Origin of the sequence: Enterobacter sp. BNK-18 (genome assembly GCF_047456135.1) — a bacterium.
GTDB lineage: Bacteria > Pseudomonadota > Gammaproteobacteria > Enterobacterales > Enterobacteriaceae > Enterobacter > Enterobacter ludwigii.
Map to the genome: position 1 here is coordinate 3823643 of NZ_CP179899.1, position 24209 is coordinate 3847851.

The 24209-nt window shown below is 55.9% G+C and carries 23 protein-coding genes and 1 other annotated feature; of the genes, 15 read left to right on the forward strand and 8 right to left on the reverse strand.

What is annotated here, in order from left to right; translation table 11 throughout:
- Positions 1 to 93: 93 nt before the first annotated feature.
- The 5 genes from mnmE to rpmH form a co-directional block, all read right to left on the reverse strand.
- Positions 94 to 1458 carry a tRNA uridine-5-carboxymethylaminomethyl(34) synthesis GTPase MnmE gene (gene mnmE, locus ACMGG3_RS18410; protein ID WP_014172299.1) on the reverse strand — a complete coding sequence of 455 codons (1365 nt, stop codon included), beginning with the start codon at positions 1456 to 1458 and terminating at the stop codon, positions 94 to 96.
- Between the two features lie 72 nt (positions 1459 to 1530).
- Complete coding sequence (gene yidC, locus ACMGG3_RS18415; protein WP_014172300.1) at positions 1531 to 3174, reverse strand: membrane protein insertase YidC; 1644 nt, start codon at positions 3172 to 3174, stop codon at positions 1531 to 1533.
- Between the two features lie 2 nt (positions 3175 to 3176).
- A complete protein-coding gene (gene yidD / locus ACMGG3_RS18420; protein ID WP_001307474.1) occupies positions 3177 to 3434 on the reverse strand; it encodes a membrane protein insertion efficiency factor YidD in 258 nt (85 codons plus the stop codon).
- A complete protein-coding gene (gene rnpA / locus ACMGG3_RS18425) occupies positions 3398 to 3757 on the reverse strand; it encodes a ribonuclease P protein component (protein ID WP_014172301.1) in 360 nt (119 codons plus the stop codon). The genes yidD and rnpA overlap by 37 nt, the downstream gene beginning before the upstream one ends.
- A 16-nt stretch (positions 3758 to 3773) precedes the next feature.
- The gene (gene rpmH / locus ACMGG3_RS18430) at positions 3774 to 3914 is read right to left on the reverse strand and encodes a 50S ribosomal protein L34 (RefSeq protein WP_000831330.1); all 141 of its coding nucleotides are present in this window, start codon (positions 3912 to 3914) and stop codon (positions 3774 to 3776) included.
- 600 nt (positions 3915 to 4514) lie between these two features.
- On the opposite strand from rpmH, the gene dnaA reads away from it, so the two are divergent.
- From dnaA to gyrB, 4 genes are all read left to right on the forward strand, one after another.
- Positions 4515 to 5912, forward strand: coding sequence for a chromosomal replication initiator protein DnaA (gene dnaA / locus ACMGG3_RS18435; RefSeq protein ID WP_020882755.1), 1398 nt, complete (start codon positions 4515 to 4517; stop codon positions 5910 to 5912).
- 4 nt (positions 5913 to 5916) lie between these two features.
- Positions 5917 to 7017 (forward strand): DNA polymerase III subunit beta, encoded by a 1101-nt coding sequence (gene dnaN / locus ACMGG3_RS18440; RefSeq protein WP_014167956.1) that lies wholly within the window; start codon positions 5917 to 5919, stop codon positions 7015 to 7017.
- Positions 7018 to 7164: 147 nt separating this feature from the next.
- Positions 7165 to 8238, forward strand: a complete 1074-nt coding sequence (gene recF / locus ACMGG3_RS18445; protein WP_025202644.1) for a DNA replication/repair protein RecF — start codon at positions 7165 to 7167, stop codon at positions 8236 to 8238.
- Positions 8239 to 8266: 28 nt separating this feature from the next.
- Positions 8267 to 10678, forward strand: a complete 2412-nt coding sequence (gyrB, locus tag ACMGG3_RS18450) for a DNA topoisomerase (ATP-hydrolyzing) subunit B (RefSeq protein WP_020882753.1) — start codon at positions 8267 to 8269, stop codon at positions 10676 to 10678.
- A gap of 33 nt (positions 10679 to 10711) precedes the next feature.
- Here gyrB and ACMGG3_RS18455 read toward each other — a convergent pair whose 3' ends face one another.
- Positions 10712 to 11659: a LysR family transcriptional regulator gene (locus ACMGG3_RS18455; protein ID WP_050737667.1), complete on the reverse strand. Its 948-nt coding sequence runs from the start codon at positions 11657 to 11659 to the stop codon at positions 10712 to 10714.
- Between the two features lie 109 nt (positions 11660 to 11768).
- Between ACMGG3_RS18455 and ACMGG3_RS18460 the strand changes: the two genes are divergently transcribed.
- The 8 genes from ACMGG3_RS18460 to ACMGG3_RS18495 all read left to right on the forward strand — a co-directional run bounded on the left by ACMGG3_RS18460 (position 11769) and on the right by ACMGG3_RS18495 (position 19948).
- Positions 11769 to 12794, forward strand: a complete 1026-nt coding sequence (locus tag ACMGG3_RS18460; RefSeq protein ID WP_014167960.1) for a zinc-dependent alcohol dehydrogenase family protein — start codon at positions 11769 to 11771, stop codon at positions 12792 to 12794.
- A gap of 113 nt (positions 12795 to 12907) precedes the next feature.
- A complete protein-coding gene (gene yidA / locus ACMGG3_RS18465; protein WP_020882751.1) occupies positions 12908 to 13720 on the forward strand; it encodes a sugar-phosphatase in 813 nt (270 codons plus the stop codon).
- Between the two features lie 226 nt (positions 13721 to 13946).
- Positions 13947 to 14636 (forward strand): D-galactonate utilization transcriptional regulator DgoR, encoded by a 690-nt coding sequence (dgoR, locus tag ACMGG3_RS18470; RefSeq protein WP_006177594.1) that lies wholly within the window; start codon positions 13947 to 13949, stop codon positions 14634 to 14636.
- On the forward strand, positions 14633 to 15511 hold the full coding sequence (locus tag ACMGG3_RS18475; RefSeq protein WP_414149360.1) for a 2-dehydro-3-deoxygalactonokinase: 879 nt from the start codon (positions 14633 to 14635) through the stop codon (positions 15509 to 15511). Before dgoR ends, ACMGG3_RS18475 begins: the two co-directional genes overlap by 4 nt.
- A complete protein-coding gene (locus ACMGG3_RS18480) occupies positions 15495 to 16112 on the forward strand; it encodes a 2-dehydro-3-deoxy-6-phosphogalactonate aldolase (protein WP_032680045.1) in 618 nt (205 codons plus the stop codon). The genes ACMGG3_RS18475 and ACMGG3_RS18480 overlap by 17 nt, the downstream gene beginning before the upstream one ends.
- Positions 16109 to 17257: a galactonate dehydratase gene (gene dgoD / locus ACMGG3_RS18485; RefSeq protein ID WP_414149361.1), complete on the forward strand. Its 1149-nt coding sequence runs from the start codon at positions 16109 to 16111 to the stop codon at positions 17255 to 17257. The genes ACMGG3_RS18480 and dgoD overlap by 4 nt, the downstream gene beginning before the upstream one ends.
- 72 nt (positions 17258 to 17329) lie before the next feature.
- Positions 17330 to 18667, forward strand: a complete 1338-nt coding sequence (locus ACMGG3_RS18490) for an MFS transporter (protein ID WP_080271857.1) — start codon at positions 17330 to 17332, stop codon at positions 18665 to 18667.
- A 51-nt stretch (positions 18668 to 18718) separates the two neighbouring features.
- Positions 18719 to 19948: a DUF3748 domain-containing protein gene (locus tag ACMGG3_RS18495; protein WP_414149362.1), complete on the forward strand. Its 1230-nt coding sequence runs from the start codon at positions 18719 to 18721 to the stop codon at positions 19946 to 19948.
- A 10-nt stretch (positions 19949 to 19958) separates the two neighbouring features.
- Here the strand turns inward: ACMGG3_RS18495 and ACMGG3_RS18500 are convergent, their stop codons facing one another.
- On the reverse strand, positions 19959 to 20276 hold the full coding sequence (locus tag ACMGG3_RS18500) for a YceK/YidQ family lipoprotein (protein ID WP_025202651.1): 318 nt from the start codon (positions 20274 to 20276) through the stop codon (positions 19959 to 19961).
- A gap of 248 nt (positions 20277 to 20524) precedes the next feature.
- Positions 20525 to 20597, forward strand: a sequence feature (ROSE (Repression Of Heat Shock gene Expression) occurs in the 5'-region of heat shock genes and acts as an RNA thermometer to modulate expression.).
- Here ACMGG3_RS18500 and ibpA point away from each other — a divergent pair.
- The 3 genes from ibpA to ACMGG3_RS18515 all read left to right on the forward strand — a co-directional run bounded on the left by ibpA (position 20591) and on the right by ACMGG3_RS18515 (position 23380).
- Positions 20591 to 21001 (forward strand): small heat shock chaperone IbpA, encoded by a 411-nt coding sequence (gene ibpA / locus ACMGG3_RS18505; protein WP_008500162.1) that lies wholly within the window; start codon positions 20591 to 20593, stop codon positions 20999 to 21001. (Overlaps the previous feature by 7 nt.)
- Positions 21002 to 21137: 136 nt before the next feature.
- Entirely contained in the window at positions 21138 to 21566 is a 429-nt protein-coding gene (ibpB, locus tag ACMGG3_RS18510; RefSeq protein ID WP_025202652.1) for a small heat shock chaperone IbpB, read from the forward strand.
- A gap of 152 nt (positions 21567 to 21718) precedes the next feature.
- Positions 21719 to 23380, forward strand: coding sequence for a putative transporter (locus tag ACMGG3_RS18515; RefSeq protein WP_047954846.1), 1662 nt, complete (start codon positions 21719 to 21721; stop codon positions 23378 to 23380).
- Here ACMGG3_RS18515 and ACMGG3_RS18520 read toward each other — a convergent pair.
- A complete protein-coding gene (locus ACMGG3_RS18520; RefSeq protein WP_047742691.1) occupies positions 23348 to 24094 on the reverse strand; it encodes a GntR family transcriptional regulator in 747 nt (248 codons plus the stop codon). The two genes, ACMGG3_RS18515 and ACMGG3_RS18520, sit on opposite strands and share 33 nt — an antisense overlap.
- Positions 24095 to 24209: the final 115 nt, after the last annotated feature.

Consider the following 24209-nt stretch of genomic DNA (forward strand, 5'->3'; position numbering starts at 1 on the left):
GGCAAGCAGAATAGGGGGATAAAAGGGATTAGGCGAGTTGCCATTTGGACAAAGGTGATTTCCCGGGAGGAAATCACCCATCATCAGCGGTAATTACTTGCCGATACAGAAGCTCGAGAAAATCCGTCCCAGCAGATCGTCCGAGGTAAATTCGCCGGTTATCTCACTCAGATTTTGCTGCGCCAGACGCAGCTCTTCCGCCAGCAGTTCACCCGCCCATGCGCCAAGCAGCTGTGCTTTCCCCTGATCGAGGTGGCGTGCCGCGTCTTCCAGCGCCTGAAGGTGACGACGGCGCGCAAGGAAGCCGCCTTCCATACTGGTATCAAAGCCCATGCTCTGTTTGAGATGGTTGCGCAGGTCGTCAACGCCTTCACCGGTACGGGCCGACAGGCGAATAAGTGAGTGGCCATTCACTTCACTAATACCCAGCGTTTCGCCGGTCACATCCGCTTTGTTACGCACCACGGTGATCGGCAGTTTTGCCGGTAGGCGGGCAATAAAGTCGGGCCAGATGTCCGCCGGATCAACGGCATCGGTCGTGGTACCGTCCACCATAAACAGCACGCGGTCAGCCTGCTCAATCTCCTGCCAGGCACGTTCGATTCCGATGCGCTCTACTTCGTCACTGGCGTCGCGAAGACCTGCCGTGTCGATGATGTGCAGCGGCATACCGTCGATATGAATATGCTCACGCAGCACGTCGCGGGTGGTACCGGCGATGTCGGTGACGATCGCCGCTTCACGGCCCGCCAGGGCGTTGAGCAGGCTCGATTTACCGGCGTTAGGGCGGCCCGCAATTACGACCTTCATCCCCTCGCGCAGCAGGCTACCCTGACGTGCTTCGGCACGCACCGCGTCGAGATCGGCCATCACGCTATTGAGCTGAGCTTCAATTTTACCGTCAGAGAGGAAGTCGATCTCCTCATCCGGGAAATCGATAGCTGCTTCGACATAGATGCGCAGGTGAGTAAGTGCTTCCACAAGATGATTCACGCGCGCCGAGAACGCGCCCTGAAGCGAGTTCAGTGCGGAGCGGGCTGCCTGCTCGGAGCTGGCGTCGATCAGGTCAGCAATTGCTTCTGCCTGTGCGAGGTCGAGCTTGTCGTTCAGGAAGGCACGCTCGGAGAACTCACCTGGCTTTGCAATGCGCAGGCCCGGCAGCGTCAGAATGCGTTTTAACAGCAGGTCGAGAATGACCGGGCCACCGTGGCCCTGCAGCTCCAGTACGTCTTCTCCGGTAAAGGAGTTCGGGCCCGGGAACCACAGCGCAATGCCCTGGTCCAGCGGCGTGCCGTCAGTGTCTTTAAACGGCAGATAATCAGCGTAGCGCGGCTTTGGCAGTTTACCCAGCACCGCTTCGGCGACCTCGCGGGCCTTCAGGCCGGAGATACGCAGAATGCCTACACCACCGCGTCCCGGTGGGGTTGCCTGGGCGACGATAGTGTCGTTATGGCTCATGGTTGGTCTCGTTCAATACAAATAAAAAAGGCGGTCAATCGACCGCCCTTATTTTAGCGTTAACTTACCGAATCAGGACTTTTTCTTTTCGCGGCTATGCAGGCCACGTTTTTCCAGACCACGGTAAATCAGCTGCTGCTGGATAATGGTCACCAGGTTGCTGACGATATAGTACAGCACCAGACCTGACGGGAACCACAGGAAGAACACGGTGAAGATGACCGGCATAAAGGTCATGATCTTCTGCTGCATCGGGTCGGTCACGGTGGTCGGCGACATCTTCTGGATGAAGAACATCGTTACGCCCATCAGGATCGGCAGGATGTAGTACGGGTCCTGTGCAGACAGGTCATGGATCCACAGGGCGAACGGCGCGTGGCGCAGCTCAACGGAACCCATCAGCATGTAGTACAGCGCAAGGAAGATTGGCATCTGAATCAGCAGCGGGAAGCAACCACCCAGTGGGTTCACTTTCTCTGCTTTATACAGGGCCATCATCTCCTGGCTCTGACGCTGTTTGTCATCGCCCAGACGCTCACGCATTGCCTGAATCTTCGGCTGCAGCATACGCATCTTCGCCATGGAGGTGTACTGCGCTTTAGTCAGCGGGTACATGATGCCACGTACGATGAAGGTGATAACGATGATGGAGAAGCCCCAGTTACCCAGGAAGCTGTGGATGAACTTCAGCAGCTTAAACAGCGGCTGAGAGATGAACCACAACCAGCCGTAGTCCACGGTCAGATCCAGGTGCGGCGCAACGGCAGCCATTTTGTCCTGGATTTCTGGACCGACCCACAGGGTGCTTGCCAGCTTACCGGTTTGACCCGGCTGTACCAGAACTGGCTGAGATTTGTAGCCAATGGCTGCAAGACCGTTACCCAGGTTCGCGGTATAGAAGTTGTTAGTACCGTCGTTCGTTGGCACCCACGCAGTGGCGAAATACTGCTGCAGCATTGCCACCCAACCGCCTTTAGCGCTGACGTTCAGGTTTTCGTTATCGGCAATGGTGTCGAATTTGTATTTCTCGTACTTCGCATCAGGCGTGGAGTACGCCGCGCCACGGAAGGTATGCAGCGCAAAGTTGCTGCTTCCGGTGTCACGGTGAGACGGCAGATTGATGGACTGCTTCAGCTGACCAAAGGTCGACAGTTCCAGCGGTTTCGCACCGGTGTTCTGAACGCTGTAGCCCACGTTCACCGCATATTCACCGCGTTTCAGGGTGAAGGTTTTGGTGAAGGTGTTGCCCGCGGCGTCGGTGTAGGTCATCGGGATAGCGATTTCGTTCTGACCATCAGCCAGTACGAAGGTCTCTTTCTCGACGTTGTACAGTGGACGCGCACCGTTAGCCGGGTTATCCGGGCCATCACGACCGGTCAGGCCGCTCTGAGCCTGGTAGATAAACTCAGGCGTGGTTTCCAGTAACTGGAACGGTTCGTTAGACTTCAGCTCTTTTGGGTAGGTCAACAGCAGCGCCTGCTCAACATCACCACCACGGGTGTTGATAGTCAGCTCAAGCACATCGGTCTTAACCGTAATCTGTTTCCCCTGGCCACTGGCCGGTACGCCCTGGTCGGCGGCGCTACCCGCTGCGGTGGTCGTAGTCTGCGTGGTCTGCTGCTGGGGTTGAGGATTTTTATCCTGCTCCCATGCCTGCCAGATCATGAAAGACACGAACAACAAAGCGATGATAAGAAGATTGCGTTGCGAATCCATCGTTAGTGTTCTCTGGTATCAAAGGGTCCTGGCGGGACGGGATCGTCTCCACCTGGGTGTAAAGGGTGGCATTTTAATACGCGTTTCACCGTCAACCAACTGCCTTTTATCACTCCAAACCTGCGCAATGCCTCAATTCCGTAGCTTGAGCATGTTGGCGTGAAACGGCAGTGTGGCCCGAGTAGCGGACTAATCAGGCGTTGATAGACCCGAATGAGGGCTATCAGGACCCGCGAGCCAGGCGACAATGGCGGCGCCATAATTTTTCCAACGCTTCCGAGAGAGCACGGTTATCGAGGTCGGCAACCCCTTTTTTAGCCACCACCACGAAATCCATTGAAGGCAGTTCGTGTTGACGTAAACGGAAGCTTTCACGCGTCAGACGTTTAATCCGATTGCGTTCATGCGCACGCTTAACGTTTTTCTTGGCGACAGTAAGACCGATGCGGGGATGCCCCAGCGAATTCAGGCGGCCGAGGATGGTGATTTGCGGCGTGCCAGCCCGTTGTGGCTGCTGGAAGACGAAAGTGAAATGAGTGGGAGTTAACAAACGTAACTCCCTGGGAAATGCTAGCTTAACCACTCAGGGGTTAGCTTTATTACTTGGAAACGGTCAGACGAGCGCGGCCTTTAGCACGACGACGTGCCAGAACCTGACGACCATTTTTAGTAGCCATACGAGCACGGAAGCCGTGAGAACGGTTGCGCTTCAGTACAGACGGTTGAAAAGTGCGTTTCATGGCGATTTCTACCTAAACTTGAATAAATTCACTGACTTTTGCGTATACCCGAACGAGTTTCGAACGACTAACGCCTCAGCGTGGGTGATTAAAGAGGCCGGATTGTAATAATTGTACACTCCAGAGTCAATTCTCTTTCCTTATTTCCCGCGTATTTCCGCACGTTTTCGCGTGGAAAATGAGCAACGGACGACGCAGGAAGATGAGCGCCTCGCGCCGGGTCGAGGATTATACGTCCTCCCAAACAAAGCGCAAGGATCGTCCCGGATCTTCGTTAGATCATTTAAGCAAGAAATTGTCTGTGCTCATTAATTTTTCCAATATGCGGGCTAAATCGTAGGGTACTCGCCCCAGGATCGTTTACACTTACCCGGTTTCCGATCTTCCTGTGGATAAATCGGGAAGAATCTGTGAGAAACAGAAGATCTCTGGCTCAGTTTAGGCTATGATCCGCGGTCCCGATCGGGATCCAGCGATCCTGGCCGGGTATAACCGCAGATAGCGGTTCGCACATCACCCTTTTGCACAGGGTCATGTCGATGTGCGCCAACAATCATGAATATTCAATAGTTTTCTTTTATTGTTCGAGTGGAGTCCGCCGTGTCACTTTCGCTTTGGCAGCAGTGTCTTGCCCGATTGCAGGATGAGTTACCAGCCACAGAATTCAGTATGTGGATCCGCCCCTTGCAGGCGGAACTGAGCGATAACACGCTGGCTTTGTATGCGCCAAACCGTTTTGTGCTCGATTGGGTAAGGGATAAATACCTTAATAACATCAATGGACTGCTGAATGATTTCTGCGGATCCGATGCGCCACAGCTACGCTTTGAAGTGGGAACAAAACCGGTCACGCAGACCGTGCGTGAAACGGTAAATGTGGCAATACCTGCTCAGGCAGCCCCCGCGCCGGCACCGCGCGCCCTTCCGGCGACCCGTTCGGGCTGGGACAACGTGCCTGCTCCGGCAGAGCAAACCTACCGTTCTAACGTCAATGTTAAACACACGTTCGATAACTTCGTTGAAGGTAAATCGAACCAGCTGGCGCGCGCGGCGGCACGCCAGGTTGCAGATAACCCCGGTGGTGCTTACAACCCGCTGTTCCTTTATGGCGGCACGGGTTTGGGTAAAACGCACCTTCTGCATGCGGTAGGCAACGGCATTATGGCGCGTAAGCCAAATGCGAAAGTGGTGTATATGCACTCCGAGCGCTTCGTTCAGGACATGGTAAAAGCCCTGCAAAACAATGCGATCGAAGAGTTTAAACGCTACTACCGTTCTGTTGACGCACTGCTTATCGATGACATCCAGTTCTTTGCCAACAAAGAACGATCCCAGGAAGAGTTTTTCCACACCTTTAATGCGCTGCTGGAAGGTAATCAGCAGATCATTTTGACGTCGGATCGTTATCCAAAAGAGATCAACGGCGTTGAAGATCGTCTGAAATCCCGTTTTGGCTGGGGCCTGACCGTGGCGATCGAGCCACCGGAACTGGAAACCCGCGTCGCGATCCTGATGAAGAAAGCCGATGAAAACGACATTCGCCTGCCGGGTGAAGTGGCGTTCTTTATTGCCAAGCGTCTGCGCTCCAACGTCCGTGAACTTGAAGGGGCACTGAACCGCGTGATTGCCAATGCCAACTTCACCGGCCGTGCGATCACCATCGATTTTGTGCGTGAAGCGCTGCGCGATTTGCTGGCACTGCAGGAAAAATTGGTCACTATCGACAATATTCAAAAGACGGTGGCCGAGTACTACAAAATCAAAGTGGCAGATTTACTGTCTAAACGTCGTTCCCGCTCGGTGGCGCGTCCGCGTCAGATGGCGATGGCGCTGGCAAAGGAGTTAACCAACCACAGTCTGCCGGAGATCGGCGATGCGTTTGGTGGCCGTGACCATACGACCGTGCTGCACGCTTGTCGTAAGATTGAGCAGTTACGCGAAGAAAGCCACGACATAAAAGAAGATTTTTCCAATTTAATCAGAACATTATCATCGTGACGCTATGAAATTTACCGTTGAACGTGAACATTTATTAAAACCGCTGCAACAGGTGAGTGGCCCATTAGGTGGCCGCCCAACGCTGCCAATTCTCGGAAACCTGCTGCTTCAGGTCGCGGACGGTACGCTGTCGCTGACCGGCACAGATCTGGAAATGGAAATGATCGCGCGCGTTACGCTGTCTCAGCCGCATGAAGCGGGCGCGACCACTGTTCCGGCACGTAAATTCTTTGATATCTGCCGCGGGCTGCCGGAAGGCGCTGAAATTGCCGTGCAGCTGGAAGGCGACCGTATGCTGGTGCGCTCTGGCCGCAGCCGTTTCTCGCTCTCCACGCTGCCTGCCGCGGACTTCCCGAACCTGGACGACTGGCAGAGTGAAGTTGAATTCACCCTGCCGCAGGCAACGATGAAGCGTCTGATTGAAGCCACGCAGTTCTCAATGGCGCATCAGGACGTTCGTTACTACTTAAACGGCATGCTGTTCGAAACCGAAGGTGAAGAGCTGCGTACCGTGGCTACCGACGGTCACCGACTGGCAGTCTGTTCTATGCCCATTGGCGACTCGCTGCCAAACCATTCGGTGATCGTACCGCGTAAAGGGGTGATTGAGCTGATGCGTATGCTCGACGGTGGTGATACGCCACTGCGCGTGCAGATCGGCAGCAATAACATCCGTGCTCACGTGGGTGATTTTGTCTTCACATCGAAGCTGGTTGACGGTCGTTTCCCGGATTATCGCCGCGTATTGCCGAAGAACCCGGACAAAACGCTGGAAGCCGGTTGCGACAGCCTCAAGCAGGCCTTTGCCCGCGCCGCGATTCTCTCTAACGAGAAATTCCGCGGGGTGCGTCTGTATGTGAGCGAAAATCAGATCAAAATCACCGCCAACAACCCGGAGCAGGAAGAGGCAGAAGAGATTCTGGACGTCACCTATGCCGGGACTGAGATGGAAATCGGCTTTAACGTCAGTTATGTGCTGGATGTACTGAACGCGCTTAAATGCGAGAACGTTCGCATTCTGCTGACCGACTCCGTTTCGAGTGTACAGATTGAAGATGCGGCCAGCCAAAGTGCGGCTTACGTTGTCATGCCGATGAGGCTGTAGTGAACGCTATCGGGCTATCTTACTTGCCTTTTTCAACCCGGGCTGTGCTCGCCCCTGTCTCGTACTTCGTGTACGCACCAGGGTCTGCGTGCAGTCCGCGTTGAAACGGGCTGAGCCGATTACGCCCTGGCCCGAAGAAATCCAGATATGTCACTGACGCGCCTTTTAATTAAAGATTTCCGCAATATCGAAAACGCGGATCTCGCTTTATCCCCTGGCTTTAATTTCCTGGTTGGCGCGAACGGCAGCGGTAAAACCAGCGTGCTTGAGGCCATCTACACGCTCGGCCACGGACGAGCGTTTCGCAGTCTGCAAATTGGCCGCGTCATTCGCCACGAACAGGAAGCCTTTGTTCTGCACGGGCGTTTGCAGGGCGAGGAGCGTGAAACGGCCATCGGTCTGACCAAAGACAAGCAGGGCGACAGCAAGGTTCGTATCGACGGTACTGACGGCCACAAAGTGGCTGAGCTCGCGCTGCTGATGCCGATGCAGCTGATTACGCCGGAGGGGTTTACTTTACTCAATGGCGGCCCCAAATACAGAAGAGCCTTCCTTGACTGGGGATGCTTTCACAACGAAGCCGGTTTCTTTAACGCCTGGAGCAACCTGAAGCGCCTCCTTAAGCAGCGTAACGCTGCACTGCGCCAGGTGACACGCTACGCCCAGCTGCGCCCGTGGGACAAGGAATTAATTCCCCTTGCGGAACAAATCAGCTGCTGGCGTGCCGAATACAGCGCGGGTATCGCCGACGATATGGCCGACACCTGCAAACAGTTTTTACCTGAATTCTCTCTCACCTTCTCCTTCCAGCGCGGCTGGGAGAAAGAGACAGATTATGCCGAAGTGTTAGAGAGAAATTTCGAGCGCGACCGCATGCTGACCTACACCGCACATGGCCCGCACAAGGCGGATTTCCGCATTCGTGCCGACGGTGCGCCGGTGGAAGACACGCTGTCGCGTGGGCAGCTCAAGCTTTTGATGTGCGCGCTGCGCCTGGCGCAGGGAGAGTTTTTGACCCGTGAGAGCGGGCGACGCTGCCTGTACCTGATAGATGATTTTGCCTCGGAACTTGACGACGCGCGGCGCGGGCTGCTTGCCAGCCGCTTAAAAGCCACGCAGTCACAGGTTTTCGTCAGTGCGATTAGCGCTGAACACGTTATAGACATGTCGGACGAAAATTCGAAGATGTTTACCGTGGAAAAGGGTAAAATAACGGATTAACCCAAGTTGAAATGAGCGAGAAACGTTGATGTCGAATTCTTATGACTCCTCCAGTATCAAAGTCCTGAAAGGGCTGGATGCGGTGCGTAAGCGCCCGGGTATGTATATCGGCGACACGGATGACGGCACCGGTCTGCACCACATGGTATTCGAGGTGGTAGATAACGCTATCGACGAAGCGCTCGCGGGTCACTGTAAAGACATCGTGGTCACGATCCATGCGGACAACTCCGTCTCCGTCACCGATGACGGTCGTGGCATCCCAACCGGTATTCACCCGGAAGAGGGCGTATCGGCTGCGGAAGTTATCATGACCGTTCTGCACGCAGGCGGTAAGTTCGATGATAACTCCTATAAAGTTTCCGGCGGTTTGCACGGTGTAGGTGTGTCCGTGGTTAACGCCCTGTCGCAGAAACTGGAGCTGGTTATCCAGCGCGAAGGTAAAATTCACCGTCAGCTGTATACGCACGGCGTGCCGCAGGCACCGCTGGCTGTTACGGGTGACACCGACAAAACCGGTACCATGGTGCGTTTCTGGCCGAGCCTTGAAACGTTCACCAACGTTACCGAGTTCGAATATGAGATTCTGGCGAAACGCCTGCGTGAACTGTCGTTCCTGAACTCCGGTGTCTCGATTCGTCTGCGTGACAAACGCGACAACAGAGAAGACCACTTCCACTACGAAGGCGGTATCCGGGCGTTCGTTGAGTATCTGAACAAGAACAAAACGCCCATTCACCCGAATATCTTCTACTTCTCTACCGAAAAAGACGGTATTGGCGTGGAAGTGGCGCTGCAGTGGAACGATGGTTTCCAGGAAAACATCTACTGCTTCACCAACAACATTCCACAGCGTGACGGCGGTACTCACCTTGCGGGCTTCCGTGCGGCGATGACCCGTACCCTGAATGCCTACATGGACAAAGAAGGCTACAGCAAAAAAGCGAAAGTCAGCGCCACCGGTGATGATGCCCGTGAAGGCCTGATTGCGGTTGTCTCCGTGAAGGTACCGGATCCGAAGTTCTCCTCTCAGACTAAAGACAAGCTGGTCTCTTCTGAGGTGAAATCGGCGGTTGAACAGCAGATGAACGAACTGCTGAGCGAATACCTGCTGGAAAACCCGTCAGACGCGAAAATCGTGGTTGGCAAAATTATCGATGCGGCACGTGCCCGTGAAGCGGCGCGTAAAGCCCGTGAAATGACCCGTCGTAAAGGCGCGCTGGATTTAGCTGGCCTGCCAGGCAAACTGGCTGACTGCCAGGAACGCGACCCGGCGCTGTCCGAACTGTACCTCGTGGAAGGGGACTCCGCGGGCGGTTCTGCGAAGCAGGGCCGTAACCGTAAGAATCAGGCTATCCTGCCGCTGAAGGGTAAAATCCTCAACGTGGAGAAGGCCCGTTTCGACAAGATGCTCTCTTCTCAGGAAGTGGCAACGCTTATCACCGCGCTCGGTTGCGGCATCGGCCGTGACGAGTACAACCCGGACAAACTGCGCTACCACAGCATCATCATCATGACCGATGCGGACGTCGACGGCTCGCACATCCGTACGCTGCTGTTGACCTTCTTCTATCGTCAGATGCCAGAAATTGTTGAACGTGGCCACGTCTACATTGCACAGCCACCGCTGTACAAAGTGAAGAAAGGCAAACAGGAACAGTACATCAAAGACGACGAAGCGATGGATCAGTACCAAATCGCGATCGCGCTTGATGGTGCGACCCTGCATGCGAACTCTCACGCCCCTGCACTGGCCGGTGAGCCGCTGGAGCGTCTGGTGTCCGAGTTCAACGCGGCGCAGAAAATGATTGGTCGTATGGAGCGTCGTTATCCTAAATCGCTGCTGAAGGCGCTGATTTATCAGCCAACCCTGACGGAAGCCGATCTGAGCGATGAACAGGTTGTTACCCGCTGGGTGAACACCCTGGTAACCGAGCTGAACGAGAAAGAGCAGCACGGCAGCCAGTGGAAGTTTGATGTCCAGCAGAACGCTCAGCAGCAGTTCGAACCGATTGTGCGCGTGCGTACTCACGGCGTTGATACCGATTACCCCCTGGAGCACGAGTTTGTGACCGGTCCGGAATATCGCCGTATCTGTACGCTGGGTGAGAAGCTCCGTGGTCTTATCGAAGACGATGCGTTTATCGAACGTGGTGAACGTCGTCAGCCGGTAGCAAGCTTCGAGCAGGCGCTGGAATGGCTGGTGAAAGAGTCCCGTCGTGGTCTGTCTATTCAGCGTTATAAAGGTCTGGGTGAAATGAACCCGGATCAGCTGTGGGAAACCACCATGGATCCGGAAAGCCGTCGTATGTTGCGCGTGACCGTTAAAGACGCGATTGCAGCCGATCAGCTGTTCACAACCCTGATGGGCGATGCGGTTGAACCACGTCGTGCCTTTATCGAAGAGAACGCCCTGAAAGCGGCGAATATCGATATCTAAGGGTTGTTACACCGCAAGTCAGAGGCCGCGCATTTAGCGCGGCTTTTTTGTGGGCGCAGAATTATCAGCATCCAGCTCCAGCGACAGGACTGACGGTAACCGGCTGACCAGCATGTCGACCGCAATCCTGACTCGCAGGGGCAGATGCGGCGTCTGCTGCCAGACCGCGTGAACGTCGAAACGCACATCCGGTGCCTGTTTTAAGAGTGGGATGAGCCTTCCATTCTGCAGCTCTTTGCGCACCATCCAGCAGGGTAACCATGCAATACCATGCCCGGCCAGCGCTGCGTCGCAGATAGCCTGCAGATCGTCCATATTGAGGGATGAGCGGGGAATTAGGGTGTGCTGCGTGCCTTCGTGGTCCGCCAGTTCCCACGGTAATACCCTGCCGGCACGCAGGTAGTTAATGGCCTTATGCTGGCGTAAATCGGCAACGGTTTCAGGCTGGCCGTTATTCCTCAGGTATTCCGGCGCGGCGCACAGCACCATTCGGTGTTCCCCCAGGCGTCTGGCGACCAGCATGGTGCTGTCCGGCAGTGCGCCGTTTCGCACCGCCATATCAAACCCTTCCTCGACGATATCCACTACGCGATCGCTGAATGACATTTCCAGCTCAAGGGCAGGATGCTCCTGCGTCAAGGCTATCAGCAGCGGGGCGATGCACTGGCGGCCAAACAGCACCGGCATGGCAACACGCAGACGGCCACTCACCTGATGTTTCCCTGTTTCCAGCAGCGACTCCGCGCCACGGATTTCCTGGAGTGCTCGCAGGCAGCGTTCATAAAAAAGGGCACCGTTATCGGTCAGGCTTTGGCTACGCGTTGTGCGCTGAAACAGGCGTACTCCCAGCCGCGCTTCAAGGCGAGCAATGCTTTTCCCTACCGCCGAGCGCGACAAATGCAAACGCACCGCGGCCTGAGCAAAACTGCCTGCCTCTACGGCGGCGACAAAAACGGGAATATCCTTCAGCGTATCGGTCATGGATTGTCGCTCTTCAGGAATCAATGGTGGGAAAAGGTATCGCCACTGGCGACCGTGAGTCAACGTTAGACTGTCAGTACTGAAGTGCATTTGATAACAGGAGAAAAAGATGACAGAGATGATGCAACGCTGGTCAATGGACGCCCTTGGGCGTGAAAACCTCAGACTCACTCAGGCGCCAGTACCCCAGCCGGGCCCGGGTGAAGTGCGCGTGCGGGTGAACGCTGTTGCGCTCAACTATCGCGATAAAATGGTCATTGAAGGCAACATGCCGATCGCGCTCACCTTCCCGTTTACTCCGGCATCTGACATGGCTGGCGTGGTGGACAGTACGGGTGAAGGCGTTACCCGCTTTAAACCCGGAGCTCGCGTCATCTCCACCTTCTCTCCGGAGTGGGTAGACGGTAAACCGAAAGGCGACGCCCGCAATTTGCCCTACCAGACGCTGGGCGGTTACTTTCAGGGGATGCTGTCTGAATACGTGATCATGCGTGAAAACTGGCTGGTGGCCGCCCCGGAAACGCTGGATGACGCAGAGGCCAGCACCTTACCCTGCGCGGGGCTTACCGCATGGTTTGCACTGGTGGAGCGCGGACAGTTACGTGCCGGACAGTCGGTGCTGGTGCAAGGCACAGGCGGTGTCGCAATCTTCGCGTTGCAAATCGCCAAAGCACACGGTGCAGAAGTTTTTGTGACGTCGGGCAGTGATGAAAAACTGGCGCTGGCTAAAACGCTCGGTGCCGATCGGGGCATCAACCGGCTTAAAGGGAACTGGGCTGACGAGATTTACGCGCTGACGCAGGATCGCGGTATCGACCATATTATTGAAACCGTTGGCGGGGAGAACCTGAGACATTCCCTGCGGGCCGTTGCCGTTCACGGGCGCATATCCGTCATTGGCGTGTTGGCCGGGAGTGAAATCTCGCTGCCTGCCAGCGAACTCTTGCTGAAATCACCGGTGATTCAGGGGATTGGCGTCGGGCACCGCCGTGCGCTGGAAGATTTTGTCCGCGCAGTCGATGTCACGGGGCTGAAACCGGTGATTGAACACCGCTACCGTTTTAACCAGCTTGAAGAGGCGCTTGTACACCTCGACCGCGGTGCTTTTGGCAAAATAGTCCTCACCCGCGAGTAAGCCGTTATCCCCGGGGCAGGCGTAAAAGGGGGCTTTTGTTGCGCAATGTAGCTCTATTTTTGTGGGCTTAATCGCGTTAGCATGAGGCAGCACTCATTTATCCCGGGGACCCTATGGCTATCAAACTTATTGCTATCGACATGGACGGCACGCTGTTGCTGCCAGACCACACTATTTCTCCAGCCGTTAAAAACGCGATTGCCGCTGCGCGCGCAAAAGGCGTGAATGTGGTACTGACCACCGGTCGTCCGTATGCGGGCGTGCACAGCTACCTGAAAGAGCTGCACATGAATCAGCCGGGCGATTACTGCATTACCTATAACGGTGCGCTGGTACAGAAGGCGGCGGATGGCAGCACGGTGGCGCAAACCGCGCTGAACTATGACGATTACCTGTTCCTGGAAAAACTGTCCCGCGAGGTCGGTTCCCATTTCCACGCGCTCGATCGCAATACGCTCTATACCGCTAACCGTGATATCAGCTATTACACCGTACATGAATCCTATGTCGCGACGATCCCACTGGTATTCTGCGAAGCTGAGAAAATGGATCCGGGCACCCAGTTCCTGAAAGTGATGATGATTGATGAGCCTGACATCCTGGACAAAGCGATAGCGCGCATTCCGGCTGAGGTAAAAGAGAAATACACCGTGCTGAAAAGTGCGCCGTACTTCCTCGAAATCCTGGATAAACGCGTCAATAAAGGCACCGGTGTGAAATCGCTGGCAGATACGCTGGGCATCAAACCGGACGAGATCATGGCGCTGGGCGATCAGGAAAACGACATTGCGATGATTGAATATGCGGGCATGGGTGTGGCAATGGACAATGCGATCCCGTCGGTGAAAGACGTGGCCAATTTCGTGACCAAATCTAACCTCGAAGACGGCGTTGCCTACGCGATCGAGAAATTTGTTCTGCAGTAACAGCGTTTCACGCTCATCAGCCTCGGTTATCAACCGGGGCTTTTTTTTGCGCTGAATTTATCGAATTGTTCTTTTTGTGATCTGTATTGTAGTACAACATTAATTGATTGTACTACATTACAACCACGGTAATGACGAAAGGCGTCACGTTTGTACTGCAAAAGTGAGGCGAAATTCAGCGGTCGAGGTAAAGTAGTCCTGAACATACAGAGCATAAGGACTCTCCATGACTCTCAATAAAACCGATCGCATCGTCATCACGCTGGGCACCCAGATCGTGGGTGGAAAGTACGTTCCCGGTTCACCGCTGCCTGCTGAGGCAGAGCTGTGTGAGGAGTTTGAAACCTCGCGCAACATCATTCGGGAAGTGTTTCGCTCGCTCATGGCAAAGCGGCTGATTGAAATGAAGCGCTACCGCGGCGCCTTTGTCGCCCCGCGTAATCAGTGGAACTACCTCGACACCGATGTCCTGCAGTGGGTGCTGGAAAACGACTACGACCCAAGGCTGATTGGCGCGATGAGTGAGGTACGAAACCTGGTAGAGCCGGCCATCGCCCGTTGGGCTGCGGAACGTGCAACGTCAGGAGACCTGGCTCAGATTGAGTCCGCCCTGAACGACATGATTGCCAATAACCAGAACCGGGATGCGTTCAACGAAGCGGACATCCGCTATCACGAAGCGGTGCTGCAGTCGGTCCATAACCCGGTATTACAGCAGCTTAGCGTTGCCATCAGCTCGCTACAGCGCGCGGTATTTGAACGAACCTGGATGGGCGATGAGGCCAACATGCCAAAAACGCTCCAGGAACATAAAGCGCTGTTCGATGCTATCCGGCATCAGGACGGCGATGCGGCAGAGCAGGCGGCACTCACGATGATCGCCAGCTCGACACGAAGGTTGAAGGAAATCACATGACATCTCGCTACATCGCTATTGACTGGGGATCGACCAATCTGCGCGCCTGGCTGTATCAGGGCGAGCAGTGCCTGGAAAGCAGGCAATCAGAAGCAGGCGTGACGCGCCTGAACGGTAAATCCCCCGAGGCGGTGTTAGCAGAGGTGACACACAACTGGCGCGAGAGCACCACGCCGGTGGTCATGGCGGGCATGGTGGGCAGTAACGTGGGCTGGAAGGTCGCGCCTTATCTGCCCGTACCTGCCGCGTTCGCTGCCATTGGCGAGCAGTTAACGTCCGTTGGCGACAATATCTGGATTATTCCAGGATTGTGCGTTTCCCGGAACGATAACCACAATGTGATGCGCGGCGAAGAGACCCAGCTCCTTGGCGCGCGCATGCTCTCTCCTTCTTCTGTCTACGTCATGCCCGGCACGCACTGTAAATGGGTGCAGGCCGACGCTGAGCACATCCACGATTTTCGCACCGTGATGACCGGTGAGCTGCACCACTTGCTGCTGACGCACTCGCTGGTGGGCGCGGGGTTGCCGGAGCAGGACGTTTCGCCCGAGGCCTTTGCCGCCGGGCTGGAGCGGGGTATCGCCAGCCCTGCCGTTTTGCCGCAACTTTTTGAAGTTCGCGCTTCGCATGTACTGGGCACGCTTCCCCGTACGCAGGTCAGCGAATTTTTATCGGGCCTGTTGATTGGCGCGGAAGTCGCCAGCCTGAGCGAGCAGTTCGCCGGGCAACAGACCATCACCCTCGTCGCGGGTTCATCGCTGACCTCTCGCTACCGCCAGGCGTTCAATGCCATCGGGCGGGACGTGGCTGCGGTAGAAGGCGACACGGCATTTCAGGCAGGAATAAGGAGCATCGCTCATGCAGTGGCAAACTAATCTTCCCCTCATCGCTATCCTGCGCGGCGTCACGCCCGACGAGGTTTTAGCGCACGTAGGTGCGGCGATCGACGCCGGTTTTGACGCCGTGGAAATACCGCTTAATTCCCCACAGTGGGAAAAGAGCATCCCGGCGGTCGTGGACGCGTTTGGTGATAAGGCGTTGATTGGCGCTGGCACCGTTCTGCAACCGGAGCAGGTGGACCAGCTTGCGCAGATGGGCTGCAGGCTGATTGTGACGCCGAATATTCACCCTGAGGTGATCCGTCGCGCAGTGGGCTACGGCATGACCGTCTGTCCGGGATGCGCAACGGCAACAGAAGCGTTCGCGGCTCTCGATGCGGGCGCGCAGTCGCTCAAAATTTTCCCGTCATCGGCTTTTGGTCCGGCCTATATCAGCGCGCTGAAAGCGGTATTGCCCGCCAGCGTACCGGTCTTTGCCGTGGGGGGCGTGACGCCAGAAAACCTGGCGCAGTGGATCAACGCAGGTTGTGTCGGAGCGGGTCTGGGCAGCGATCTCTATCGCGCCGGGCAATCCGTCGAACGTACCGCACAGCAGGCGGCCGCATTTGTGAAAGCGTATCGAGAGGCAGTGAAATGAAAATAACCAAACTCACCACGTACCGTTTACCGCCGCGTTGGCTGTTCCTGAAAATCGAAACCGATGAAGGCGTGGTCGGCTGGGGCGAACCTGTCATTGAAGGGCGTGCGCGTACCGTGGAAGCGGCGGTGCATGAGCTGGGCGAGTACCTGACAGGACAAGATCCTGCCCGCATCAACGACCTGTGGCAGGTGATGTACCGCGCGGGGTTCTACCGGGGCGGACCGGTTCTGATGAGCGCCATCGCCGGTATCGACCAGGCGTTATGGGATATCAAAGGCAAAGTGCTGAATGCCCCGGTCTGGCAGCTGATGGGCGGCCTGGTGCGCGACAAAATCAAAGCCTACAGCTGGGTGGGCGGCGACCGTCCCGCGGAAGTGATCGACGGTATCAGGCAGCTGCGCAATATTGGTTTTGACACCTTTAAACTGAACGGCTGCGAAGAGATGGGCGTCATCGACAACGCACGGGCGGTAGACCGCGCGGTAAATACCGTGGCGCAGATCCGTGAAGCGTTCGGTAACGAGATTGAGTTTGGCCTGGACTTCCACGGTCGCGTCAGCGCGCCGATGGCCAAAGTGCTGATTAAAGAGCTGGAGCCGTACCGTCCGCTGTTTATCGAAGAGCCGGTGTTGGCCGAGCAGGCGGAGTACTACCCGAAACTGGCCGCACAGACGCATATCCCGATTGCCGCCGGTGAGCGCATGTTCTCGCGCTTCGAGTTCAAACGCGTGCTGGAAGCTGGCGGCCTGGCGATATTGCAGCCGGATCTGTCGCATGCCGGCGGCATCACAGAATGCTACAAAATCGCCGGGATGGCGGAAGCCTACGACGTGGCGCTGGCACCGCATTGTCCGCTGGGGCCGATCGCACTGGCAGCCTGTCTGCACATCGACTTTGTCTCGCGCAACGCGGTGTTCCAGGAACAGAGCATGGGCATTCACTATAACAAGGGCGCGGAACTGCTCGACTTTGTGAAAAACAAAGATGATTTCAGCATGGAAGGCGGTTTCTTTAAACCGTTAACGAAGCCGGGCCTTGGCGTGGATATCGACGAAGACAAAGTCATTGAGCTGAGTAAAAACGCGCCGGACTGGCGCAACCCGTTATGGCGTCATGAAGATGGCTCTGTCGCTGAGTGGTAATTCAGCCTAAGCACATCGCCACTAAAAAGTAATTTCAACAATAACAAACACACCCTCTGTAAATTACAGGGCATGGTGAGCGGCTTCGCTATGCCCAAAATCTGGAGACAGATTGCGATGGATATTCCTGTTACTGCTGCAAAAACCGGGCGTCGGCGCTACCTGACGCTGGTCATGATCTTTATTACGGTGGTCATCTGTTACGTTGACCGCGCCAACCTTGCCGTGGCTTCAGCCCATATTCAGGAGGAGTTTGGGATCAGCAAAGCGGAAATGGGCTACGTCTTTTCGGCGTTTGCCTGGCTGTATACGCTGTGCCAGATCCCCGGCGGCTGGTTCCTTGACCGCGTCGGCTCGCGCCTGACCTATTTCATTGCCATCTTCGGCTGGTCGGTGGCGACCCTGTTCCAGGGCTTTGCCACCGGGCTGATGTCGCTGATTGGCCTGCGTGCGATCACCGGGATTTTCGAAGCCCCGGCGTTTCCGACCAATAACCGCATGGTGACCAGCTGGTTCCCGGAGCATGAACGCGCCTCGGCCGTTGGGTTCTACACCTCCGGGCAGTTTGTCGGCCTGGCATTCCTGACGCCGCTGCTGATCTGGATCCAGGAACTGCTGAGCTGGCACTGGGTCTTTATTGTGACCGGGGGGATCGGCATTATCTGGTCGTTGATCTGGTTCAAGGTCTATCAACCGCCGCGTCTCACCAAAAGTATCAGCAAAGCTGAACTGGACTATATCCGCGACGGTGGCGGCCTGGTGGATGGCGATGCGCCGGTGAAAAAAGAGGCGCGTCAGCCGCTGACCAAAGCCGACTGGAAGCTGGTTTTCCATCGCAAGCTGGTGGGGGTTTATCTGGGGCAGTTCGCGGTGACCTCCACGCTGTGGTTCTTCCTGACCTGGTTCCCGAACTATCTGACCCAGGAAAAAGGCATCACCGCGCTGAAGGCGGGCTTTATGACCACCGTACCGTTCCTGGCGGCCTTCTTTGGTGTGCTGCTTTCCGGCTGGCTGGCGGACAGGCTGGTGAAAAAAGGGTTCTCGCTGGGTGTCGCGCGTAAAACGCCTATTATCTGCGGGCTGCTGATCTCCACCTGCATCATGGGTGCAAACTACACCAACGATCCGGTCTGGATTATGACGCTGATGGCGATTGCGTTCTTCGGTAACGGTTTTGCCTCCATAACCTGGTCGCTGGTCTCCTCGCTGGCCCCGATGCGCCTGATTGGTCTGACCGGGGGCGTGTTCAACTTTGTCGGTGGACTGGGGGGGATCACGGTTCCGCTGGTCATCGGTTATCTGGCTCAGGACTATGGCTTTGGCCCGGCACTGATCTATATCTCCGCAGTGGCCTTGCTCGGTGCGCTCTCCTACATCCTGCTGGTGGGTGACGTCAAACGTGTAGGCTAATTCCCCGCAATGTTTTACCCTGATGCGATAACTGCGCATCAGGGTAACGCCATGAAACAAATCACCTTCGCCTCCCGTCATCAACAGCTTACCAATATCAATACCTGGACGCCGGACAGCCAGTGGCTGGCCTACGATGTGCGTCCGTCCGGCGCATCGTTTACCGGTGAAACTATTGAGCGGGTCAATGTTATTACGGGTGACGTCGAGGTGATCTATCGCGCCAGTCACGGCGCGCATGTTGGCGTGGTGACCGTTCATCCGCAGCAGGACAAATATGTCTTTATCCACGGCCCGGAAAATCCGGATGCAGACTGGCACTACGATTTTCATCATCGTCAGGGCGTGGTTGTACACAACGGTCAGGTGAGTAACCTGGATGCCATGGATATCACGCCGCCTTATACCGCAGGCGCGCTGCGTGGCGGCAGCCACGTGCACGTTTTTAGCCCTGACGGACAGTTCGTGAGCTTTACCTACAACGACCATGTATTGCATGAGCGTGACCCGAAGCTCGATTTACGTAACGTCGGCGTCGCAGCGCCTTTTGGCCCGGTGACGCCGCAAGGGAAGCATCCACGTGAATATTCCGGCACCTTCTGGAGCGTGCTGGTGAGCCGCACGACGCCCGCGCCTCAGCCCGGCAGCGATGAGATCAACCGAGCCTATGAAGAGGGCTGGGTGGGCAATGACAGGCTGGCGTTTATCGGCGATACCGTGTCTGCGACAGGCGAGAAAGTGCCAGAACTGTTTATTGTGGATCTACCCAACGACGAGCAGGGATGGAAACGCGCGGGCGATGCGCCGCTGCAGGGGACTCCTGAGACGCTGCCTGCGCCCCCGGCGGGTGTCATGCAGCGCCGGCTGACCTTTACCCACCAGCGGGCATTCCCGGGGCTGGTAAACGTGCCGCGTCACTGGGTGCGCTGTAACCCGCAGGGGACGCAGATTGCGTTTCTGATGCGTGATGATAAGGGCATTGTGCAGCTGTGGCTTATCGCTCCTGAAGGCGGCGAACCACGCCAGTTGACGCATAACGAAAGTGACATTCAGTCGGCATTTACCTGGCACCCTGCCGGTCACCGTCTTGGATTTGTGCTGGAAGAGCGGATTGCCTGCTGTGATGCGCAAACCGGAGAGGTGACGTTTTTGACGTCCGATCACGGCAATCCACCGTCTGGTGATGCGGTCGTGTTTTCCCCGGACGGGCGTTTTATTGCATGGATGGAAGAGACAGAAGGTTTCCGTCAGCTTTGGCTAACGGAAACCGGGCAGCGTTAACGCGTTGGCGTTAAGCGGGCGGAATGACGGAATTGGTGGCCAGATTTTGCTGCTCGCTTTTCTCTACCCGCGAGCGCACGGAGCTGTCCTTACGGAACATATCCCACGGCAACAAAAGCGTATCGGCCACAGCCGTAAACGGCATATCCAGGATGACCAGGGATTTTGTGCCCCAGTTGGTATCGTCATCGGAGATCATCTCAGCGCTGGCACGCGTCCCCGGATATGTTCCTTCTTTACCGCCGGTGTGAGACATCACGCTCGAACACCCGCAAAGTAAAACAACCCCGCTGAACGTCGTCAGCTTTATCAGAACATTTTTCATCATCACTCAGTCATCGTTAATGGCACTGCATAAACCTGCAACTCAGGGTTATAGCGAGCCTCGTTCAAAATGGATAGCCCGATAACCCCGCACTGTGGCAGCCATCGCAATTTAACCCTTTGTGCTGTTGTCCCAGTCTAAGCGAGATGCACGAAAGTGCAAAAAAAAGTGCGTCCGCTGCGCTTGAAAAGACCGGTTCCAGACCCATTTTAAGAATGTAACCCGATAACGAACACGCCTGCGGGGTGTTCAGGGGCACACTGGCCTGTCCATGGTGGAAGGCTACAATTTCTCGCTGATTTCAGGAGCTTTTATTTATGCGTAACTTCGATCTTTCCCCGCTATACCGTTCTGCAATTGGTTTTGACCGCCTGTTTAACCATTTAGAAAATAACCAAAGCCAGAGCAACGGCTACCCTCCATACAATGTTGAACTGGTTGATGAAAACCACTACCGCATCGCCATTGCCGTCGCCGGTTTTGCAGAGAACGAACTGGAGATCACCGCGCAGGACAACCTGCTGGTGGTGAAAGGTTCACATACGGCCGAGCAGAAAGAACGTACCTACCTTTATCAGGGTATCGCCGAGCGCAACTTTGAACGCAAGTTCCAGTTAGCCGAGAACATTCACGTGAAAGGCGCGAACCTGGTCAACGGCCTGCTGTTTATCGAACTGGAACGTGTGATTCCGGAAGAGAAAAAACCGCGCCGTATCGAGATCAACTGATTATGCGGGTCGCGCGAGCGGCCCACCCAGAATTGCTTGCCGTAATGGGAGCATATGTGAATCCATGAGGATTTGCAGGAACAACTGCGCACAAAAATAAACTGTGCCGAACTCGCTTCTCAGAAGGAGATTTAGTATGCGTAACTACGATTTATCCCCCCTGCTGCGTCAGTGGATTGGTTTTGACAAACTGGCTAATGCCCTGCAAAGCACCACCGAGCAACAGACGTTTCCGCCGTACAACATCGAAAAAAGCGATGACAACCACTATCGCATCACCCTTGCGCTGGCCGGGTTCCGCCAGGACGATCTGGATATTCAGCTCGAAGGCACGCGCCTGACCGTGAAAGGTACGCCGGAAAAACAAGAAACCGAGACCAAATGGCTGCACCAGGGCCTGGTTAATCAGCCGTTTAGCCTGAGCTTTACTCTGGCTGACCATATGGAAGTGTCCGGCGCGACATTTACCAACGGGCTGCTGCATATCGACCTGACCCGCAACGTGCCGGAAGCTATTGCACCGCAGCGTATCGCCATTAGCGAGCGTCCTGCGCTGAACAGTTAACCCTCTGCGGGTTGTTGCCTCTCCCACAGGGAGAGGATGAAAAGATAACGCCCTGCCCCGGCAGGGCTTTTTTGTGCGCCATCGCCCATACAACCGCGTGCGGCTCTGAGAGAATCCGTAGCATAACTAAGGTTATGCACAGGAAGTGGATCATGAGTGATATCGCGTTAACCGTTAGCGTGTTGGCCCTGGTCGCAGTGGTGGGTCTGTGGATTGGCAATATTAAAATCCGCGGCGTCGGATTTGGGATAGGCGGGGTGCTGTTCGGCGGGATTTTTGTCGGCCATTTTGCCGACCAGCTTGGGCTGGTGCTCAGCGCCGAAATGCTCCATTTCATCCAGGAATTCGGTCTGATCCTCTTCGTCTACACCATCGGTATTCAGGTGGGGCCTGGCTTTTTCGCTTCCCTTCGGGTCTCCGGATTACGGCTGAACCTGTTTGCCTTCGGCATTGTGGTGATGGGAGGGCTGGTCACCGCCATTCTGCATAAGCTCTTCGATATCCCGCTGCCGGTGGTGCTGGGTATTTTCTCCGGGGCGGTCACCAATACGCCTGCACTGGGTGCAGGGCAGCAAATTTTGCGCGACCTTGGCATCTCCCCCGGTATTGTCGACCAGATGGGGATGAGCTACGCCATGGCCTATCCGTTTGGGATTTGTGGCATTCTGCTCTCCATGTGGCTGGTGCGGGTACTCTTTCGCATTAACGTCGAAAACGAGGCAAAAGACCACGAAACCACGCTCACCAACGGCCATATGCCGATTAAAACCATCAACATTCGCGTCGATAACCCCAACCTCAACAATATGGCGATTCAGGATGTGCCGATCCTGAACAGCGCCAATATTATCTGCTCACGCCTTAAACGTGACGATATGCTGATGGTACCCGCGCCCGGGACCATTATTCAGCAGGGTGACCTGCTGCACCTGGTTGGACAGCCCGGGGATTTAAACAACGCGCGGCTGGTGATTGGTCAGGAGGTGGAGACCTCACTTTCCACACGCGGCACCGATATGCGCGTAGAGCGCGTCGTGGTGACCAACGAGCACGTGCTTGGCAAGAAAATACGCGATTTGCAGGTTAAAGAGCGCTATGACGTCGTGATCTCCCGTCTTAACCGTGCTGGGGTGGAACTGGTCGCCAGCCCGGAAGCCAGCCTGCAGTTCGGGGATATCCTGAACCTGGTTGGGCGCCCGTCATCCATTGATGCGGTAGCGGACATGGTGGGTAACGCCCAGCAAAAACTGCAGCAGGTGCAAATGTTGCCGGTCTTTATCGGTATCGGGCTGGGGGTGCTGCTTGGCTCCATTCCGCTGTATGTCCCGGGTTTTCCGGTTGCGCTCAAGCTGGGCCTGGCGGGCGGACCGCTGATTATGGCGCTGATCCTCGGGCGTATCGGCTGTATCGGTAAGCTCTACTGGTTTATGCCGCCGAGCGCCAACCTGGCGCTGCGCGAGCTGGGGATTGTGCTGTTTCTGGCGGTGGTCGGCCTGAAATCCGGGGGCGATTTTATCGATACCCTGGTGAAGGGTGAGGGGATGAGTTGGGTCGGCTACGGGATATTTATCACGGCGATTCCGCTCCTGACGATGGGGATTCTGGCGCGGATGTTCGCCAAAATGAACTATCTGACGCTCTGCGGCATGCTCGCCGGATCAATGACTGACCCACCCGCACTGGCCTTTGCCAACAACCTGCACGCCACCAGCGGCGCGGCGGCGCTGTCATACGCCACGGTCTACCCGCTGGTGATGTTCCTGCGCATTATTACCCCGCAGCTACTGGCGGTGCTGTTCTGGGGGATGAGTTAGCAGGTCTTCCGGGTGGATGCGCCGCAGATGGTAGTCCACCTGGTAATCACGGGTATTACGGAACATCACGGAATAATTGAGAAATTCACCGCTGTCGCTGTAGGAGAGAGACGTTATCCGCAGCAGCGGCGTCTGTTCCGGCAGGTTCAGGTAACCGGCGAGCTGTTTATCTGCCAGCACCGGCGTCAGGCTCTCGTAGTTGCCGCTGATGGTTATTCCGCACTCCTTCTCGATGTAATCAAACTTCGACCCCTCCAGATGTGCCAGTGAAAGCGTGCGGAACAGCTTCACGGGCATAAAGCTGTCCTCCAGCATCAGGGGCTTTCCGTCGACATAACGCACCCGGCGCGAGAAGTAGATACGCTCATCCACCTGAATGCGGAGCTGGCTGGCGATAGCGGGCGGGGCGGGCATCACTTCGAACTGTAGCACCTTGCTCTGTACCTCTTTTCCCTGCTGGCGCAGCACCTCCACCAGCCCGGTCAGATTGGTGGTTTCGTGGTGGACATCTTTACGCGCCACGAATGTCCCGCTACCGTGTCGGCGTTCAACCAGCCCCCAGTTCACCAGCAGATCCAGCGCCTTTCGAATGGTCATCCGCGCCACGCCAAACTCCTGCGCCAGCGCTTTCTCACCCGGCAGCGGACTCCCGATATTGTAGTCCGACGAATTCAGCCGCAGCCGCAACCTGTCCGCGATAGATTTGTAGATCACCAGTAGACCTCTCTGCCCGTATTAACGTGTGGATTGCGTCCTGACATGTCCATATTAACAACGAAAAGTAGACCTGACTGGTCAAAATAAAACCATGAATGCGATCACGAATCGC

Bases quoted from the DNA above. Each gene is read 5' to 3' on its own strand.
- mnmE (WP_014172299.1), bottom strand. From the start codon at position 1,458: ATGAGCCATAACGACACTATCGTCGCCCAGGCAACCCCACCGGGACGC.
- yidC (WP_014172300.1), bottom strand. From the start codon at position 3,174: ATGGATTCGCAACGCAATCTTCTTATCATCGCTTTGTTGTTCGTGTCT.
- yidD (WP_001307474.1), bottom strand. From the start codon at position 3,434: ATGGCGCCGCCATTGTCGCCTGGCTCGCGGGTCCTGATAGCCCTCATT.
- rpmH (WP_000831330.1), bottom strand. From the start codon at position 3,914: ATGAAACGCACTTTTCAACCGTCTGTACTGAAGCGCAACCGTTCTCAC.
- dnaN (WP_014167956.1), top strand. From the start codon at position 5,917: ATGAAATTTACCGTTGAACGTGAACATTTATTAAAACCGCTGCAACAG.
- recF (WP_025202644.1), top strand. From the start codon at position 7,165: ATGTCACTGACGCGCCTTTTAATTAAAGATTTCCGCAATATCGAAAAC.
- gyrB (WP_020882753.1), top strand. From the start codon at position 8,267: ATGTCGAATTCTTATGACTCCTCCAGTATCAAAGTCCTGAAAGGGCTG.
- ACMGG3_RS18455 (WP_050737667.1), bottom strand. From the start codon at position 11,659: ATGACCGATACGCTGAAGGATATTCCCGTTTTTGTCGCCGCCGTAGAG.
- ACMGG3_RS18460 (WP_014167960.1), top strand. From the start codon at position 11,769: ATGACAGAGATGATGCAACGCTGGTCAATGGACGCCCTTGGGCGTGAA.
- yidA (WP_020882751.1), top strand. From the start codon at position 12,908: ATGGCTATCAAACTTATTGCTATCGACATGGACGGCACGCTGTTGCTG.
- dgoR (WP_006177594.1), top strand. From the start codon at position 13,947: ATGACTCTCAATAAAACCGATCGCATCGTCATCACGCTGGGCACCCAG.
- ACMGG3_RS18475 (WP_414149360.1), top strand. From the start codon at position 14,633: ATGACATCTCGCTACATCGCTATTGACTGGGGATCGACCAATCTGCGC.
- ACMGG3_RS18480 (WP_032680045.1), top strand. From the start codon at position 15,495: ATGCAGTGGCAAACTAATCTTCCCCTCATCGCTATCCTGCGCGGCGTC.
- dgoD (WP_414149361.1), top strand. From the start codon at position 16,109: ATGAAAATAACCAAACTCACCACGTACCGTTTACCGCCGCGTTGGCTG.
- ACMGG3_RS18490 (WP_080271857.1), top strand. From the start codon at position 17,330: ATGGTGAGCGGCTTCGCTATGCCCAAAATCTGGAGACAGATTGCGATG.
- ACMGG3_RS18495 (WP_414149362.1), top strand. From the start codon at position 18,719: ATGAAACAAATCACCTTCGCCTCCCGTCATCAACAGCTTACCAATATC.
- ACMGG3_RS18500 (WP_025202651.1), bottom strand. From the start codon at position 20,276: ATGATGAAAAATGTTCTGATAAAGCTGACGACGTTCAGCGGGGTTGTT.
- ibpA (WP_008500162.1), top strand. From the start codon at position 20,591: ATGCGTAACTTCGATCTTTCCCCGCTATACCGTTCTGCAATTGGTTTT.
- ibpB (WP_025202652.1), top strand. From the start codon at position 21,138: ATGCGTAACTACGATTTATCCCCCCTGCTGCGTCAGTGGATTGGTTTT.
- ACMGG3_RS18515 (WP_047954846.1), top strand. From the start codon at position 21,719: ATGAGTGATATCGCGTTAACCGTTAGCGTGTTGGCCCTGGTCGCAGTG.